We start from the raw sequence: 16866 nt of genomic DNA on the forward strand, positions 1-16866 counted from the left end.
TCACTTCTGTGGTGCTGGTCCGGTCGAGTCCCGGACGATCAGTTCCCCGTGCAGTTCCCCGTGCTTCGAGCCTTCGGCCGCGCCGTCCGGGTCGTCGAGCATCGCCAGCAGCAGCTCGACGGCGATCCGGCCGGCCTCCTGTTTCGGCAGCCGGACCGTGGTCAGCGCCGGCCGGGCCATCCTGGACATCGCGATGTCGTCGACCCCGACCACGCTCAGGTCTCCCGGGACCGAGATCCCGCGGCTGTGCAGGCGGGCCAGCAGACCGATCGCGACCAGGTCGTTGTAGGCCACGACCGCGGTGGCGCCGGTGGCGACCACCTGGTCCGCGGCCGCCATCCCGCCTTCGTACGTCGGCGCGAAGTTGCCGACCGGAGCGAGCTCGGCCCGCAGCGCCTCGACCGCGTTCCGCAGCCCGAAGCCGCGGTGCTGGGTCGACCACGAGGTCGCCGGTCCACCGACCCACGCGATCCGGCGGTGGCCGAGGGCGACGAGGTGGGCGACGGCCTGCCGCATCCCGTCCTCGTTGTCGTAGGCAACGCCCGGCAACCCGACGGCGGTGCGGTTGACGAGGACGACGGTGGTGTTCTGGGCGATGGCCGCGAGTTCTTCGTCACTCGCCCGCGGCGAGCACAGCACGACGCCGTCGACCTGCTTGGACAGTGCCCGCACCAGCCCGGCCTCGGCCGCCGGGTCCTCGTCGGTGTCCGCGACGAACACGGCGACGTCGTGGTGGCGGGCCCGGGCCTGCACGCCTTTGGTGAGGCTGGCGAAGAACGGGTTGGCCAGATCCGGCACGACCAGGCCGATGGTGCCGGTCCGGCCGGTGATCAGGCCGCGGGCCGCACGGTTGGGCTCGTAGCCGAGCTGCTCGACCGCGGCGGCGACGCGGGCCCGCGTGGTCGCGTTGACCATCTCGGGCAGCGAGAGCGCGCGCGACACCGTGGACGGCGATACGCCGGCCAGCCGCGCCACATCCCGGATCGTTGCTGTCACGCCGGTGAGTCTGCAATCGGTTGCAGTCTGTGTCAAGCGGTTGCCCGCTGGACACTCACTTGTGCTGACAAGGTGCGACTGCAATCCTTTGCAGAACACGTTTCAAGATGCGCTTCTGCCCAGTATCGGAGGACACATGCCGAAGGCCCTGCAGCCTCATCCGGACCGCGCGCTGCCGGCCGGCGCCGCACGGGAGGTCGCCCGCCGGATCCACGCCTCGACGAAGGACCTGCCGCTGCTGTGCCTGCACGGTCACGTCGACATCGGGCTGTTCGCCACCGACGTGCCGTTCGGGAACCCGGCCGAGCTGCTGGTCGTGCCGGACCACTACGTGACCCGGATGCTGGTCTCCCAGGGCGTCTCCCCGGACAAGCTCGGCCTCCCCCGCCGCGACGGCAAGCAGACCGCCCAAGAAGGTTCAGCACAGCCGCGCGAGATCTGGCGGGAGTTCTGCGCCAACTGGCACCTGTTCCTCGGCACCCCGAGCCGCTACTGGCTGGAGCACGAGTTCGCGGAGGTCCTCGGCCTCACCGTGCACCCGTCCGCCGAGACCGCCGACGAGCTCTACGACCAGATCTCGGAGCGGATTGCGAAGCCCGACTTCCGCCCGCGGGCCCTGCTCGACCGCTTCAACATCGAGCTGATCTCCACCACCGACGCGGCGACCGACGACCTCGCCCAGCACGCGAAGCTCGCCGCGGACCTGCCGGGCCGTGTGGTCCCCACCTTCCGCCCGGATGCGGTCGCCCACGTCGACCGGGACGGCTGGCCCGCACTGATCACACAGCTCGGCGCGCTGGCCGACGTCGACACCTCGACGTACGACGGGTTCCTGCAGGCGATCCGGCAGCGTCGGCAGGCGTTCATCGCGGCAGGAGCGCGCGCCACCGACCACGGTCACCTGAGCGCAGCCGCCGTACCGCTGACCGATGCGGAAGCGCAAAGGATCTACGCCGGTGCGCTGAAGGGTGACGTGACGCCGGGGGACGCCGAGGCGTTCGCGGGGCACATGCTGTACCAGTCGGCGGTGATGTCGGCCGAGGACGGTCTGGTGATGCAGCTGCACCCCGGCGTACTGCGGGACCACGACCCGGCGATCTTCGCGACGTACGGGCCGGACCAGGGACACGACATCCCGGTGGCGACCGAGTTCACGCGGTCACTGCGGCCGGTGCTCGAGCGGTTCGGGCATGTCGAGGGCTTCCGGCTGGTGCTGTTCACCGTCGACGAGACGGTCTACAGCAGGGAGCTGGCGCCGCTGGCGGGCGTCTACCCGGCGGTGCGACTCGGTGCGCCGTGGTGGTTCCTGGACAGCCCCGACGGCATGCGCCGGTTCCGCGAGCTCGTCACCGAGACCGCGGGCTTCTACAACATGAGCGGCTTCGTCGACGACACCCGCGCGTACCTGTCGATTCCGGCGCGGCACGACCTGGCCCGCCGAATCGACGCCGGTTACCTGGCCGACCTCGTCGTACAGCACCGGCTGGACGAGGACGACGCGCTGCAGGTCGCGAAGGCCCTCGCGTACGACCTCGCCCGGGACACGTACCTCACCTGAGGCCTCACCTGAGGCCTCGCCTGAGGTCAGCGTCCCCGGACGTCCGGGGACCGCCTGGTGCCACTGCCAGGGCGGGAGGGAGCGGCCGCACCCGCTTGCGTCGGTCGCCCCTCCCAACCTGTGGCAGCTCTGCCCATGGCATCGGCAGCGGAGTGATACGCGTCGACCTCGGCCACGATCCTCTTGATCTCGGCCTCGCCGCCGGCCTTCTCGGCCAGGTCTCCGAAGGTCCGGATGATGTCCTCGGGCGCCGAGCGGTACGGCGAGCCAGGCCCCTGGTAGAACCCGTACCGGCTGATCATCTCGCCGCTCAGGTCCGAGAGCGCGACCGTCGCACCGGTCCGCTCGTACGTGACCTGGAAGTCGGCGCTCCCGCGCGTCTCGTCCCGGAACGGCGACTCCTGGAACCCTCGGCTCGTCTGTGCCTGGACCGAGTACCGGTGGTCGCCGGCGCCGATGTAGTCCGTGATCCCGTGGCGGGTCGAGACGAACCCCGCCGCCCGGACCGACTCACCGAGTTCGGCATGCGTCAGGCCGAGCTTCCGGACCACGTCGTTGTCCCGGGCCATCGTCGCGAGCAGCTTGTCGCCGCGGCCGAGAAACCCCGCCTGCGAGGCGTCGAAGTCGCGGGGCGAGTCCCAGCCTGCCGGGCGCATCCACGCCTCCACCCGCTCGACGGACTGGCCGTTGAGTTCGGTCAGGCCGCGGATCGTCTCGGTGTCGTTCTCGCCGCCGACCACGAACCCGCTCGGCTCCACGGAGCGCGGGATCTCGGGCAGGCCGAGTTCCGCCGAGGTCGCCGCACGCGTCATCTCCGCGTCGACGGGGTGCAGGCTCGGCGCGATCAGCGTGTACGACATCCACTCGCCGTCCAGCCGGAGTGCTTCGACGGACTCGTCGTACACCGGGTGCTGCACCACTCGGTCGACCTCGGACCCGCGGACGACGTCGTCCATCTCGTACCCGCTCGCCGGCCAGTAGACGGACAGCCGGCCGTCGCGCAGTACCGCGGTCATCGAGGTGTCGTCGCGGTTGTACCGCCAGAGGTTCTCGGACAGCCGCTCGAAGTGCGAGTCGGTGAGTTGCTGCTCGAGCGGATCGTTGCTCGAGGCCAGCTCGTCGAGCTCCGCGACGGTCTGCGCATCCTCGGACCCGTATAGCCCGCCGGCGCTGCTGGCGGACCGGAACCGATCGGACGGCTCCCGCCCCGCGACGACCTCACGGTAGGCGAGCACCATCCCGCGGTACCGGCCGGGCGCGACGACCAGCGCCGCCACCTGTGCCGCGGGCAGTTCCACGTGCGGGACATGCAACCCGAGTCCGTCGGAACCGTTCTCCAGCAGGAATCCAGCCGCCAGCACGTGATGCCGTCCAACCAGCTCGAGCGAGGACCTGTCAGTGCGAGCCATGGGCGGCAACCTATCCGATCACGAAGTTCACACCTCGCCTGATGGATCAACGCCCCCGGATGTCCGGTCCTTGCTTGCCACTGGTGCGGGCAGGACGGCCGTCGCCGTCGGTCCGGACGGCGTCGGCGACGCCGGCTGCAGACGTACGACGTTCGGCGGGTGCAGCCGACCTGGCGATCGCGTCGACCGTGGCGAAGTGCGCGTCGACCTCGGTCACGATCTGCGCGATCCGCTCCGGACCGCCGGCCTTCTCCGACAGATGCTCGAAGGTCCGGACGATGTCCTCGGGCGCCGACCGGTACGGCGTCCCAGGGCCCTGGTAGAACCCGTACCGGCCGATCATCGACCCGCCCAGATCGGACAGGCCGACGGTGCCGCCGGTCCGCCTGCTGGTGAGCGCATAGTTGCTGCTGCCGACCCTTCCGTCCCCGAACGGGTCCACCTGCACGCCCATCGAGCCCTGCGCCGCGATCTGGTAGCGGTGCTCGCCGGGCCCGACGTAGTCCTTGACACCGAACCGGGCGGACGCCGTGGTCACCATCCGCACCGCCTCGCCGAGCTCGGCGTGCGTGAGGCCGAGCCGGCGGACCACCTCGTTGTCGCGGGCCATGGTGGGCAGCAACTGGTCCTTCGGGCCCAGGAACCCTTCCTGTGAACGCTGGAAGTCGCGAGGCTCCGACGGGTGATCGACGTCGAACGGGCGCATCCAGGCCTCGAGCTCCTCGACCGGCTTTCCGTTGAGCTCGGTCAGGCCGAGGATCAGGTCGGTGTCGTTCGCGCCTCCGATCACGAACCCGCTCGGGTCCACCGACGTCGTCTCCTCGGGCAGCAGTAGTTCGGCACGGCTCGCCGCGCGGGTCATCTCGACGTCCCGCGGGTGCGCGACGGGCTGCACCAGCCGGTACGACATCCACTCGCCGCTCAGGCGGAGTGCGTCCTCGGGTTCGCCTCGGTAGTCGGTCCCGCGCACCACACCACGGACCTGCGAGGTACGCAGTACGTCGTCCATCGCCGCGTGCCGGTGCCGGGTGTGGAAGCTCAGCTCGCCGTCGCGGAGGATCGCGGTGATCGGGCTGCCGTCGCCGTCGTGCCGCCAGATGCCCGCGCAGACCGGCACGAAGCCCGTCTCCTCCAGTTGCCGATCGAACGGACGTCCGGTCGCGGCTGCGGCCGCGAGTGTGCGTTTGATCGGCTCGTCGCCGAACATCCCACCGCTGCTGCCCTCGCTCCAGTGCAGGTCGTAGGCGGCGGCGCCCGGACGCGCGACGCGGTAGGCCAGGGTCGGCCCGCGCCTGCCAGGTTCCACGACGATCCCGATCAGCTGCTCGGCCGGCTCGGTCACCTGCGGAACATGGAGATGCAGCCCTTCCGGGGTGGTCTCGATCAGAAAGCCCGCACCGAGGGCCAGGCCCGGACCGACCGACTCGACACCCGGCACACCGGTCGGCTTCGGCTCGACGGCGGGCACCGCGCGACGCCGCTTCGATCGCAGGAATCCGGGCAGCTGGACCATGGACCGAGAACCTAGCGCAGCACGCGGCATCCTGACGGAACCCAGGGACCGGTAAGGTCCCGGAGGTCTGGTACGGCGGGGGTGGCTGGAAGGGACGTTGATGAGGCGTGGGGCTGTCGCGACTGCTGGTGTCGCGGTGCTGCTGTTGGCGGGCTGCACGGACGACGCGGGCGCTCCCGAACCGTCGAAGCCCGCATCGACCGTCACGGTGACCGTTCCCACCGCTCCCCCGGCCGCGGCCGCCGCAGTGCTCGGACCGACGGGCCCGAGTACGGCGAAAGCGTGCAAGGGAACCGTTATCGGGGTCGGTGTGGACCCGCAGCCGGTCATCGACGCCGCGCCCGCGGGCACCACGTTCTGCTTCGCGAAGGGCGTGCATCGCATCACGCGAGCGCTCCGTCCCCGCGAGGGCGACACGCTCGCGGGTGAGGCCGGCGCCGTACTGAGTGGAGCCGTCCGGCTGACCGGATGGAAGCGATCCGGGAACGCCTGGACAGTGCGAGGGGTGCTGCCGGCGGCGTACCCGCTCAAGGGCCAGTGCGAGGACAACAAGGCCAACCCGTGTCAACGAGGCGAGCAACTGTTCGTCGACGGCAAGCACCTGACCCGCGTCATGAGCCTGAGCCAGGTGACGGCAGGCACGTTCTACGGCGACTACCGGGCCAACGTGCTCTACCTCGGCGACGACCCCGCCGGTCACGTCACCGAGATGTCGCGCACCCGGACCGCGATCGACAAGTCGGCCGCCAACGTCACGGTGACCGGCCTGACGATCGAGCACTTCGCCAGCCGCCCGCAGGCGGGCGCGGTGCAGGTCGGCACCGGCTGGAAGGTGACCGCCAACGAGGTCCGGTGGAACCACGCCGTCGGCATCATGGTCATCGAGGGCGACAACGCCGAGCTGAGCCGCAACACGGTCGCCGACAACGGGCAGCTCGGCATCGGCCAGTACAAGTCGGAAGGCGCGAAGATCACCGCCAACCTCGTCACCCGCAACAACACCGATGGTTTCTGGATCGCCGACTGGGAGTCGGGCGGGATCAAGTCGACCCGGTCCTCGGGCGAGGTGAGCGGCAACGACATCGTCGCGAACAAAGGCATCGGGATGTGGAGCGACATCGCGGAGTACGACCGCCGGATCACCGGGAACCGGATCCGCGACAACGCCGCGGACGGCATCCGGTACGAGATCAGCTACGCCGGCGTCATCGACCAGAACGTCGTCCAGCACAACGGGTACGGCACCGGCCGCGGGTCCGGCGGCTCGCTCTGGGACGGCGGCGGCATCAACGTCAACACGTCGTCGGATGTCCAGGTCCGCGGCAACCTGATCCAGGACAACCGCAACGCCCTGTCCATCCAGTCCCGCACCCGCGGCGACGGTCCGCGCGGGACGTACGTCCTGCGCAACGTCCTCGTCGAGGGCAACCTGGTCGTGATGACGAACGCCGCCGCATCCCTCGGCGTGGTGGAGAACAAGCGCTCCCCCGCGCAACCCGGCGCCATCACGTTCCGCCGCAACAGCTACCAGCTCTCCGGGGGCGCCGACCGGTTCGCGTACCGAGGCAAGACGCTGACCTGGTCCGAATGGCAGCAGTCCGGCTTCGACCAGGACTCAGTGAGCAGCTGATATTCGTCTTCGCTGCCGTAGCCGGTCCGCGTCGCAGATTGCGGCGGCTACCAGCAGGTGCACGGTCATCGACGAGAGGTCGGACAGGCCGCTCTCGTTGAGCGACGCGGCCGTGACGTACCCGAGCAGCAAGGCGCCACAGGCCCGGACGTACGGCGTCGGCGCGCGGAGGACCGACACCCACGCCGCGATCAGCGCCACCGCGACGATCGCCACGGCCAGCAGACCGGTCTCCCAGTAGAGACCGAGCCAGCTGTTGTCGATCGCCATCACGTCCACGTCGCCTTCACCGCGGGTCAGCAGCACGCGCTTGTTGCCGAGTCCGTGCCCGATGATCGCGGTCTGGACCGACACCTTCTCGTCCAGGACCGCCTGCCAACTCGTCGTACGGCCGCTCAGCGAGGTGATCTGCTGCGTGCCCTGACCGCGCAGCAGCCAGGTGTGCAACGACCCGATGGTCAGGAACGCGAGGCCGAGCAACCCCGGTACGACGAGGCACGCGATCCGGCCGAGCCACGTCTTCCGGGTGATGATCAGCGCGATCACGAGCCCGAACGCGACCGCGGCAGCCGACGTCCGGGTCCGGCTGGCCGCGATCAGGACACCGCCGAGGCCGATCAGTGTTATCGCGGGCAGCGTCGACAGCTTCCGGCAGATCAGGCCGATCAGCGCCAGCCCGAGCAGGATCGCGCCGACCTCGCCGACGCGCGGCGGCAGCATCGGGATGATGACGCCCTGCAGCCGGTACCCGGCGCCGAGCGAGCGCAGCGGCCGCCACGCCTGCGAAGGAGCGACGGCCAGACTCAGGACGACGGTTGCCCCCAGCAACAGGTGGGCCCACAGATGCGCGCGCACCAGCCGCTCGGGCACCTGCACCAACGGCCCCCACAGCAGGAAGAGCAGCACCAGGCCGATCAGGAACCGGGCCAGCCGGGTCAGCGGTCCCATCGGCTCCGCCAGCAGGAACGCCGTCGCGCACGCGAACAGCACGTACATCACGTACAACCAACTGGCCGGATTCACCCGGGTCCGGAATCCGGGCTTGGTCGCCGCCAGCGCGACCAGGAAGACCGCCCCGAGCAGCAGCCCCTTCGCGATGCTGTTCGTCGACCCGGTCGTGCCCTGCGGCGCCGCGACCCGCGACGACCACGGCTGTACGCCGAGCACGAACAGGCACCACAGCATCAGCCAGAACCAGGCCGGCCGCTCGACCTCGCCCTCGACCGTGCCCGGGACCGCAGGGGCCAATCGCGTTCCCGAAGTCATCGCCATCAGCGCATCGGTTGCGCGCCCGCGTCCAGCGGCTTGTAGTTCAGCGGGATCCCGAGCGTCTCGTCCTGCGGCGAGGTGCCGATCAGTACGACGCCCAGCACCGGGGCGCCGGCGAACTGCAGGGCGCCCGTCAGCCGCGCGACATCCATTTCCTTGTCGAGGCCGACCTGCACCACCAGGACCGACGCGTCGACCGCCGCCGCGAGCGGCGTGATGCCGTGCCGCCCGACCGATGCGGGGCCGTGGATCACCACGGAGTACCCGGGCGGGAGGTCCGCGACGATCCCCGGAACCAGCGACGGGCCTACCGCTTCGGCCGTCTCCTCGTGGTTCAGACCCGGCGGCAAGACGTACAGGTCCGCGACGGTCCCCGGCCGGAACAGCTTCCGGGCCCGGATCGCGCGGGTCGCGGCCGGCTCGTTCACCAGGTCGGTGAGTCCTTCGTGCCCGGTGAGGTGCGGGAGCACCGGCGTACCTTCGATATCGGCCAGCACCAGCAGTGTCTCGCGGCCGTCGCGGGCGTTCGCTTCGGCCATCGCCAGCGCGATCCCCGCCGAGTTCGGGGTCGGGGACGCCGACACGACCAGTAGCGCGCCAGGGGCGCCGGCGGCGAAGGCGCGCGGGTTCAGCTCGCGGCGCGCCAGGGCACCGCTCGCCTCGGCGCCGAGCGCGGTGATCTCGTACTGCGGAAGCTCCGGAGCGGACCGCTGCCACATCCGCCGCCGATAACCCTCGGAGGCCGCGATGACCGGTGAGGACGACGCCCGCGCCGCCTGGTCGCGGGTCAGGATGTACGGCGTCAGGTGCGACCGCAGCAGTGCGAGGCCGAAGCCGAGGACCAGGCCGAGGATCCCGCCGACGAGGATGTCCCGGGCAACCATCGGCGACGAGCTGGCGGTGTCGGTCGTGGCCGGCGTGACGAGCTGGCTCCCGGAGCCGACGGTCGACAGCGCCTTCAGCATCGCGGCCGCGTCGTCCGCGGCCTGCCGGGCCTCGGTCGCCAGGCCCACGCGCTGGTCACGCAGTGCGGCCGCGGTCTGGTTGTCACCGCGACCGACCGCCTCGTCGATCTGGCTGACCAGGCTGCGGGACTGCGTGGTCGCCGTCTTCGACCGGGCCTGGGCCTGCTCGGCCAGATTGGTCAGCAGCGCCTTGGCCTCGGTGTTGCGCTGCGCCAAATAGATGGTGGCGATCGCGTTCGCCCGGTCGACCGCCTTCTGCGCGGTCGGGCCGTCGGTGGTCACCAGGTAGGCGTTGTCGGTGACGGCCTTCACCCGCGTCACCGCGGCCAGGTCCTGGATGGTCTGGTCGTTGTCCGGCATCCCGAGAGCCTTGACCACGGCCTTGAGCAGCGTCGGGCTGGCCATCACCCGCGCCTGGGTCTCGGCCGGCAGGTCCATCCCGAGGGGGCCGCTCTTGTCCGCGGAGGTGGACAGCTTGCCGACCAGCGCCGGCGGAACTGCCGGGCCGATCACCAGCTGGCTCGAGGCGGTCCAGCGCTCGGTCTGGGAGAGCGCGAACACGGAGGCGCCGAGCAGTCCGAGCAGGATGCAGCCCATGATCAGCCATTTCTGCCGCAGCAGCGACTGAGCGGTCTCCCGCCAGACCACGGTGCCCGGTTCCATTCACGACCTCACTCTGTTCGGCGCCAGCGACCCAGGATATCCACAGGTAGGGACGAGGGACTCACGCGATCTCGTCCTGTGCCCTACTCTCTTCCCGGGGGAGTTTCCCGGGACCGTTTCCCGGGCTCGGTATGTGTCCAAGGGGGGACATCGCTACATGACCAAGACACGGCTGTTCACGCGCCTGGGGATCGTGGGCACTCTGCTCGCCGGTGCGCTGGTGGTGACGCTCGCGCCGCCGGCGCAGAGCGTCGAGGCGTCGCTCGCGGCGACCAGCAGCTCGACCTGGCAGACCAACGCCAGCGTCCAGGGCCTCGCGGTCGCGGCCGGCAAGGCGTACGCCGGCGGACGCTTCACCAGCGTCCGCCCGCCGGGCGCCGCGCCCGGGACCGGCGAGGTCGCCCAGGCGTACCTGGCGGCCTTCGACGCGGGCACCGGCGCGCTGGTCACCTCGTTCACCCCGGTGCTGAACGGTCAGGTCTACGCGGTCGCCGCCTCCGCGGACGGCTCCCGGATCTTCGTCGGCGGCGACTTCACCACCGTCAACGGCCAGACCCGGAACCGGATCGCCGCCTTCGACACCGCCACCGGCGCCCTGGTCGCGAACTGGAAACCGTCCGTTTCGTATCGCGTCAAGTCCATCGCGGTCTCCGGTACGACGGTGTACTTCGGCGGCTCGTTCGGTCTGGTCAACGGCGTGGACCGGCTGCGGCTCGCCGCCGTCACCTCCGACACCGGCACGTTGTTGCCGTGGGCCCCCGCGACGAACGGCGACGTGTACGCCGTGGACGCCGCCGACGACGCGTCCAAGGTGTACGCCGGCGGCCAGTTCAGCACCGTCAACGGCACCACGCAGAACACCGTGACGAGCCTCGACCCCGTCAGCGGCGCGGTACTGCCGTTCCCGGGCGCGTCCGCCGTACCGCCGCCGAACGGGTCCTGCACGACCCGGGTGAAGACCATCGACACCAGCGGCGACACCGTGTACTTCGGCAACGGCGGTGACGGCGGCGGGTGCTTCGACGGCACCTGGGCGGCCGACATCGCGACCAACACGCTGAAGTGGAAGAACCAGTGCCTGGGCGCGACCGAGGCGGTCAAGGTCGTCAACGGCTGGCTGTACAAGGGCTCGCACGCGCACGACTGCGCCAACCAGGGCGCCGGCGGCTTCCCGCAGGGCTTCGGGTACCGCTTCCTGCTGAGCGAGAAGCTGACCGACGGCACGCTCGGGCCGTGGTTCCCGAACACCGACGCCGACCCGAACAGCGTGACCAACGTCGGCCCGCTGGCGTTCGCGACCGGCGGCAACGACCTGTGGGTCGGCGGCGACTTCCTCAACGTGAACGGCACCGGCCAGCAGGGCCTGACCCGTTTCACCAACGCCCCTCCGGGCGCGGCCCCGGCCAAACCGGCCAAGCTGCTCCCGTACAGCGTCCAGCCGGGCGTCGTGCAGATCCACTTCCCGACCGTCGTCGACAACGACGACAGCACGCTGACCTACCGGCTGCTCAAGGGCTTCAGCAACACCACCATCGCGACCTGGACGGCCAGGTCCACGCCGTGGGACCGGCCCTGGCTGAGCTACACCGACACCTCCTCGGCGCCGGGTGAGGTTACCAACTATCGCGTCGAGGTCACCGACGGAAGTACGACGATCCGCGGCAACTACTCCGACCAGATCACGGTCGCCTCGGCGGCGTCGACGGCGTACGACCAGATTGTCAGCGCCGACGGGCCGCAGGCGTACTGGCGGCTCGGCGAGCCGGCCGGTACGACGACCTCGGTCGACTCCTCGGGGCAGAGCAACAACGGCACGTTCACCGGCGTGACGCTCGGCGGCGCCGGTGCGATCGCGGGCAACACCGCGCTGACGACCAGCTCGAGCAGTGGGCGGATGGTCGGCGAGAAGGCGTACAGCTTCCCGCAGCAGTTCACGGTCGAGGCCTGGGTCAAGCAGAGCGGCTTCAACCGCGGCGGCCGGATCATCGGCTTCGGCAACTCGAAGACCGGGAACAGCGGTGGTGGCGGCGACCGGATGCTGTACATGCGGACCAACGGCTCGATCGTCTTCGGTGTCAACGACGGCTCGCAGCGCACGCTGACCAGCCCGTCCGGCAAGAACGACGGCCTGTGGCACCACGTCGTCGGCAGCTACGACAACGGGGCGATGAAGCTGTACGTCGACGGCGTACTGTCCGGCAGCGCGCTCGTGGGGTCGGCGTCGCTGTACTACGGCTGGTGGCGCGTCGGCTACGACCTGACCAACTCGTGGCCCGGCGGCGGAGCGACCCAGACCGGAATGGGCATCGACGAGGCGGCCGTCTACCCGTACGCCCTCACCCCGCTCCAGGTCCAAAGTCACTACGCAGCAAGGTGAAAAGGCATCTTTCTGCAAGTTCTGGAACAAACTCGTAACGCGGGGCGGAGGTCTGCTTCCGGTCGGCCTCCTCCAGCGGTAATGTCCGCCGCTGGTGCGTGATGAGGCACGCACTGTTACGCCCCCGCCTGTGTAAGGACATAAATGAAGAAGTTAGTGCTCGCCCTGATCACCGGTGCGGCAGTACTCGCCGCCGCGTTGATTCCCTCCGGACCTCCGGTGCAGGCAGCGACGCCGGGCTTCGCATCCGCGGTGTCCGCGATCAAGCAGACCTCGTGGCAGACCAACAACAGCGTGAACGCGCTGGCGATCGCCGGGAACACCGTGTACGCCGGCGGCCTGTTCACCCGGCTCCGGCAGCCGGGTATGGCGTCCGGCCAGGCGGCGGAGGCCCAGCGCTCGTACGTCGCCGCGTTCGACCGCACCACCGGCAGGCCGACCGGGTTCGCGCCGGTCCTCAACGGTCCGGTCTATGCCATCGCCACCAGCCCCGACGGCAAGTGGGTGGTGATCGGCGGTGACTTCACCACCGTGAACGGCATCCGGCGCAGCAAGATCGCGATGTTCTCGGTCGCCACCGGCAAGCTGGTCGCGGCCTGGGACCCGGTCGTGGCGGCCCGGGTGAAGGCACTGGCGATCTACGGCAACAGCGTGTTCATCGGCGGCGCGTTCCGCGCGATCGACGGCGCGACCCGCAACCGGCTGGGCGCGGTCCGGCTGATCCAGGGCGACCTCCTGCCGTGGAACCCGAACGCGAACAGCGACGTGTACGCCGTCGACGTCTCCGACAACGGCACCCGCGTGTTCGTCGGCGGACCGTTCAGCACGATCAACGGCAAGGACCACTACTCGCTGGCGATGCTGAACAACACCACCGGCGCGGCGTTCGCCTTCCCGGCGGCGGCCGCGATCCCGAAGCCGACCGCGACCTGCACGACCCGGGTGAAGGACATCGACACCCTGGGCGACAACGTGTACGTCTCCAACGGCGGCGACGGCGGCGGCTGCTACGACGGCGTACTGGCCGCACAGGTGTCGACCGGCAAGCTGCTGTGGCAGAACAAGTGCCTGGGCGCGACCGAGGCGATCAAGGCGATCGGCAACTGGCTCTACAAGGGCTCGCACGCGCACAACTGCTCCTCGTCGCCGAACGGATTCCCGGACGGCACGGGGACGCACTACCTGCTGGTCGAGAGCGCGATCAACGGCAACCTCGGGCCGTGGTTCCCGAACACCGACGCGAACCCGAAGAGCACCACCCAGGTCGGCCCGCTGGCGATGGCCGGCACCGCGACCGACCTCTGGGTCGGCGGTGACTTCCTGCACGTGAACGGCACGATCCAGGTAGGTATCACGCGGTTCACGAACACGCCGGGCGGTGCGGCTCCCGGCCTGCCGAAGGCTCCGACGCTGACCGCGACGACGTCCGGGCGGGTGTACGTGAGCTACAGCGACACCTACGATCTCGACAACCTGACGCTGACGTACAACGTCTTCCGTGGCTCGCTGAACGTCGGCTCGAACAAGTACACGTCGTACTTCTGGCAGGCCCGTAAGACCTACCAGGTGGTCGACCGCGGCCTCGCCCGCGGCTCCACGTACACGTACCACGTGGAGGTCCACGACGGCCGCAACATCAGGAAGGGCGCCGGCGCCAGCGTGAAGATCCCGTAACGGTCTCTTCCGGATCGACACCCTCAGTCGTAACTTGGTGACTGGGGGGATCGATCATGGGGCGAGGATTCTTTGTTGCGTTGGGCATCGGCGGGCTGCTGCTCGGGACGGTGCCGGCACCACCCGCGCTCGGCACGGGGGCGGGACTGACCGCTGTCGCCGCGTCGGCCTGGCAGACCGACGCCAGCGTGCTCGGGCTGGCGGTTGCCAAGGGCAAGGTATACGTCGGGGGCCGGTTCCTGAAGGTGCGTCCGCCGGGCGCGGTGGCCGGGACCCACCAGACCGGCCGGACGTATCTGGCCGCGTTCAGCCAGAGCACCGGCGCGCTCGACTCCGGCTTCAACCATGTCCTGAACGGCGTCGTCTGGGCGGTCGTCGCGTCGCCCAACGGGTCCAGGGTGTACGTCGGCGGGGACTTCACCCGCGTCGACGGCCAGGTCCGGAACCGGATCGCCGCCTTCGACACCGCGACCGGCGCCCTGGTCCCGGCCATCGCGCCGCGCGTGTCGTACCGGGTGAAGGCGCTGGCGGTCGGCGGAAGCAGTCTGTACTTCGGCGGGTCCTTCGGGCTCGTCAACGGCGTGACCCGGAACAGGGCAGCCGCGATCAGCACCGTCACCGGCGCACTGCTGCCGTGGAACCCGAACGCGGACAACGACGTCTACGCGATCGACGCGGCCGACGACAACTCGAAGGTCTATCTGGGTGGGACGTTCGCCAAGGTCCGCGGGACGAGTCGCTGGGCGGTTGCCAGTGTCAACAACTCTACCGGCGCACTGCTGCCCTTCGCGGCGGCGTCCGCCGTACCGTTGCCGACGAGTGGGTGCACGTCGCGGGTGAAGGACATCGAGACGTACGGCAACCGGGTGTACTTCGCCAACGCCGGCGACGGGTGGGGGTGCTTCGACGGGACCTGGGCTGCCGATGTTGCCACCGGCAATCTGGTCTGGAAGAACAGCTGCCTGGGCGCGACCGAGGCGGTGACCGTCGTGAACGGCTGGCTGTTCAAGGGGTCCCACGCCCACAGCTGTCCCGGAGCCTTCCAGGACGGCACCGGCAACCATTTCTTGCTGCTGCAGAACCCGGCGAACGGGTCACTCGGGCCGTGGTTCCCGAACACGAACGCCGGGCCGCCGACGGAGGTCGGTCCGCTCGTGTCGGCCAGCGGCGGCACCGATCTGTGGGTCGGCGGCGACTTCACCAAAGTCAACGGCGCCGGACAGCAGGGGCTGACCCGGTTCACCAACATCGGGCCCGGTGCCGCGCCGCTCGCGCCCGCGGTGCCGACACTGTCCAGTCCGGCGGCCGGTCAGGTGAAGGCCACCGTCCAGGCCTCGCTGGACAACGACGACGTGCGTCTCACCTACCGTCTCCTGCGCGGGTCGACCAACACCGTCGTCGCTGCCACGACCGTCAGCTCCGCGTTCTGGTCGCGACCCACCGTCACACTCACCGACACCACGGCGCCTTCCAGAACCTCCCAGGCGTACCGCGTCGAGGTCTCCGACGGGAATCACGCCGTACGAGGCGGCTACGCCACCGTCACGGTGCGCTGACCCGGCGGTGGGCGGCGATGGCGCGGTGCGCTTCGTTCCACCAGAGGAGCAGGGTGGCGAAGGAGGCACCGGCCAGGCCCCAGGCTGCGCCCTTGGGGCCCCAGAGGAAAGCGCCGCCGACGCCGCAGATGATGAGGACGACAGATGAGATCAAGCGGACGCGGAGGCCGCGGGTGGCGGCGGTGAGGGCTCGGAGGATAGCGAAGGCACCGGCGTTGGAGGCACCCAGGGCCTGCAGCAGGATGACAGGGACCAGCACGCTGTGGGCCTGGTTCCAGACGCCCGGGCCGAGCAGTTCGCGGCCGACGACCGGGGGCAGCAGAAGGAAGATCGCGCCCCACGCGAGTGCCCCGGCGCCGACGCCGAGCGAGATGGCCAGACCGACGAGCCACAGCCGCCGGTACGAGTGCCGCAACGCCCGGGCCGCCTCGGGGACGGAGATCATCCGGATGCCCTGGTTCAGCACGTTCACGGGGCCGAGCAGCACCTGCGCTCCCCGGATCCCGGCGGTCGCCACGAGACCGGCGGCCGCGGTGATGCCGAGCATGTAGACCTGGATGGTTCCGGAGACCGCGAGCATCTCCCCGACGTACTTCGGGCTCAGGTCCCAGTTCCGCCGGACCCATTCGCGGATCAGCTGCCGGCGCGGCGCGACACCGGCCTGGAAGCGGCCGGCGATCGCGGCGATCACGGCGCCGAGTCCCCACCCCAACGTGAGCGTGAAGGCGGACGTCGTACCGGTGAGATAGAGGCCGCCGAAGATCGCCAGCATCGCCAGCAGCCAGATCAGGTCGTTGACGAACGCCTTCTGCCCTTCGCCGACGACGAAGAACGCCCAGCGCCACGCGTCCTGCAGCAGCAGGCCGGGCATGGTCACCGCGAACGCGATCAGGACGCCCTTCGACGGCACGCCGGGGAACGCCGCGATTGCCAACCCGACCGCGAGCGCGAGGAACCCGGCGAGCAGGGCGGTCGCCGTGCCGGCTCGTACGGCGCGTTGCCAGTCCGGGGTTCGTTCCCCGGAGTACCGGACCGCGAGCGGCTCGGTGGAGATCGCCCGCGACACGTTCAGGGCGATCGTGTAGCCGCCGAAGGCGAGCGCGTAGACACCGAAGTCGGCGACCGTGCTCGACCGCGCGACGACGACTCCGACGGCGAGGTTGCTGAGGCTCGACAAGCCCTGATCCGCAAGACCCCAGCCCGCGCGACCGGCCGGTCCGGCCAGCCGACGTAGTTTCGGCCGCCGGAACTTCACC

General features: G+C 70.1%; 11 protein-coding genes. 5 read left to right on the plus strand and 6 right to left on the minus strand.

Annotation, left to right across the window (positions count from 1 at the left end):
• Entirely contained in the window at positions 1-996 is a 996-nt protein-coding gene (locus tag E0H50_RS16195; RefSeq protein ID WP_131289017.1) for a LacI family DNA-binding transcriptional regulator, read from the minus strand.
• A gap of 136 nt (positions 997-1132) precedes the next feature.
• Between E0H50_RS16195 and uxaC the strand changes: the two genes are divergently transcribed.
• Entirely contained in the window at positions 1133-2554 is a 1422-nt protein-coding gene (gene uxaC, locus E0H50_RS16200) for a glucuronate isomerase (protein ID WP_131289019.1), read from the plus strand.
• 26 nt (positions 2555-2580) lie between these two features.
• Here the strand turns inward: uxaC and E0H50_RS16205 are convergent, their stop codons facing one another.
• Both E0H50_RS16205 and E0H50_RS16210 read right to left on the minus strand, forming a co-directional pair.
• A complete protein-coding gene (locus tag E0H50_RS16205) occupies positions 2581-3963 on the minus strand; it encodes a hypothetical protein (RefSeq protein ID WP_131289021.1) in 1383 nt (460 codons plus the stop codon).
• 46 nt (positions 3964-4009) lie between these two features.
• A complete protein-coding gene (locus tag E0H50_RS16210) occupies positions 4010-5476 on the minus strand; it encodes a hypothetical protein (RefSeq protein ID WP_131289023.1) in 1467 nt (488 codons plus the stop codon).
• 100 nt (positions 5477-5576) lie between these two features.
• Between E0H50_RS16210 and E0H50_RS16215 the strand changes: the two genes are divergently transcribed.
• Positions 5577-7106, plus strand: coding sequence for a right-handed parallel beta-helix repeat-containing protein (locus E0H50_RS16215; protein ID WP_131289025.1), 1530 nt, complete (start codon positions 5577-5579; stop codon positions 7104-7106).
• Here E0H50_RS16215 and E0H50_RS16220 read toward each other — a convergent pair.
• Together E0H50_RS16220 and E0H50_RS16225 are read right to left on the minus strand one after the other, a co-directional pair.
• Entirely contained in the window at positions 7092-8372 is a 1281-nt protein-coding gene (locus tag E0H50_RS16220; RefSeq protein ID WP_131289027.1) for a hypothetical protein, read from the minus strand. The two genes, E0H50_RS16215 and E0H50_RS16220, sit on opposite strands and share 15 nt — an antisense overlap.
• Positions 8373-8377: 5 nt before the next feature.
• Complete coding sequence (locus E0H50_RS16225) at positions 8378-10003, minus strand: Wzz/FepE/Etk N-terminal domain-containing protein (protein WP_131289029.1); 1626 nt, start codon at positions 10001-10003, stop codon at positions 8378-8380.
• A gap of 157 nt (positions 10004-10160) precedes the next feature.
• Here E0H50_RS16225 and E0H50_RS16230 point away from each other — a divergent pair, with 157 nt between their 5' ends.
• The 3 genes from E0H50_RS16230 (at position 10161) to E0H50_RS16240 (ending at position 15610) form a co-directional block, all read left to right on the plus strand.
• Complete coding sequence (locus E0H50_RS16230) at positions 10161-12380, plus strand: LamG-like jellyroll fold domain-containing protein (protein WP_131289031.1); 2220 nt, start codon at positions 10161-10163, stop codon at positions 12378-12380.
• Between the two features lie 144 nt (positions 12381-12524).
• Positions 12525-14054, plus strand: a complete 1530-nt coding sequence (locus tag E0H50_RS16235; RefSeq protein ID WP_131289033.1) for a WD40 repeat domain-containing protein — start codon at positions 12525-12527, stop codon at positions 14052-14054.
• A gap of 56 nt (positions 14055-14110) precedes the next feature.
• On the plus strand, positions 14111-15610 hold the full coding sequence (locus E0H50_RS16240; RefSeq protein WP_238151006.1) for a fibronectin type III domain-containing protein: 1500 nt from the start codon (positions 14111-14113) through the stop codon (positions 15608-15610).
• On the opposite strand, the gene E0H50_RS16245 is transcribed toward E0H50_RS16240, so the two are convergent.
• A complete protein-coding gene (locus E0H50_RS16245; RefSeq protein ID WP_131289035.1) occupies positions 15597-16865 on the minus strand; it encodes an MATE family efflux transporter in 1269 nt (422 codons plus the stop codon). The genes E0H50_RS16240 and E0H50_RS16245 overlap by 14 nt on opposite strands.
• Position 16866: the final 1 nt, after the last annotated feature.

Origin of the sequence: Kribbella sindirgiensis, assembly GCF_004331435.1 — a bacterium.
GTDB lineage: Bacteria > Actinomycetota > Actinomycetes > Propionibacteriales > Kribbellaceae > Kribbella > Kribbella sindirgiensis.

Bases quoted from the DNA above. Each gene is read 5' to 3' on its own strand.
- uxaC (WP_131289019.1), top strand. From the start codon at position 1,133: ATGCCGAAGGCCCTGCAGCCTCATCCGGACCGCGCGCTGCCGGCCGGC.
- E0H50_RS16205 (WP_131289021.1), bottom strand. From the start codon at position 3,963: ATGGCTCGCACTGACAGGTCCTCGCTCGAGCTGGTTGGACGGCATCAC.
- E0H50_RS16210 (WP_131289023.1), bottom strand. From the start codon at position 5,476: ATGGTCCAGCTGCCCGGATTCCTGCGATCGAAGCGGCGTCGCGCGGTG.
- E0H50_RS16215 (WP_131289025.1), top strand. From the start codon at position 5,577: ATGAGGCGTGGGGCTGTCGCGACTGCTGGTGTCGCGGTGCTGCTGTTG.
- E0H50_RS16220 (WP_131289027.1), bottom strand. From the start codon at position 8,372: ATGACTTCGGGAACGCGATTGGCCCCTGCGGTCCCGGGCACGGTCGAG.
- E0H50_RS16225 (WP_131289029.1), bottom strand. From the start codon at position 10,003: ATGGAACCGGGCACCGTGGTCTGGCGGGAGACCGCTCAGTCGCTGCTG.
- E0H50_RS16230 (WP_131289031.1), top strand. From the start codon at position 10,161: ATGACCAAGACACGGCTGTTCACGCGCCTGGGGATCGTGGGCACTCTG.
- E0H50_RS16235 (WP_131289033.1), top strand. From the start codon at position 12,525: ATGAAGAAGTTAGTGCTCGCCCTGATCACCGGTGCGGCAGTACTCGCC.
- E0H50_RS16240 (WP_238151006.1), top strand. From the start codon at position 14,111: ATGGGGCGAGGATTCTTTGTTGCGTTGGGCATCGGCGGGCTGCTGCTC.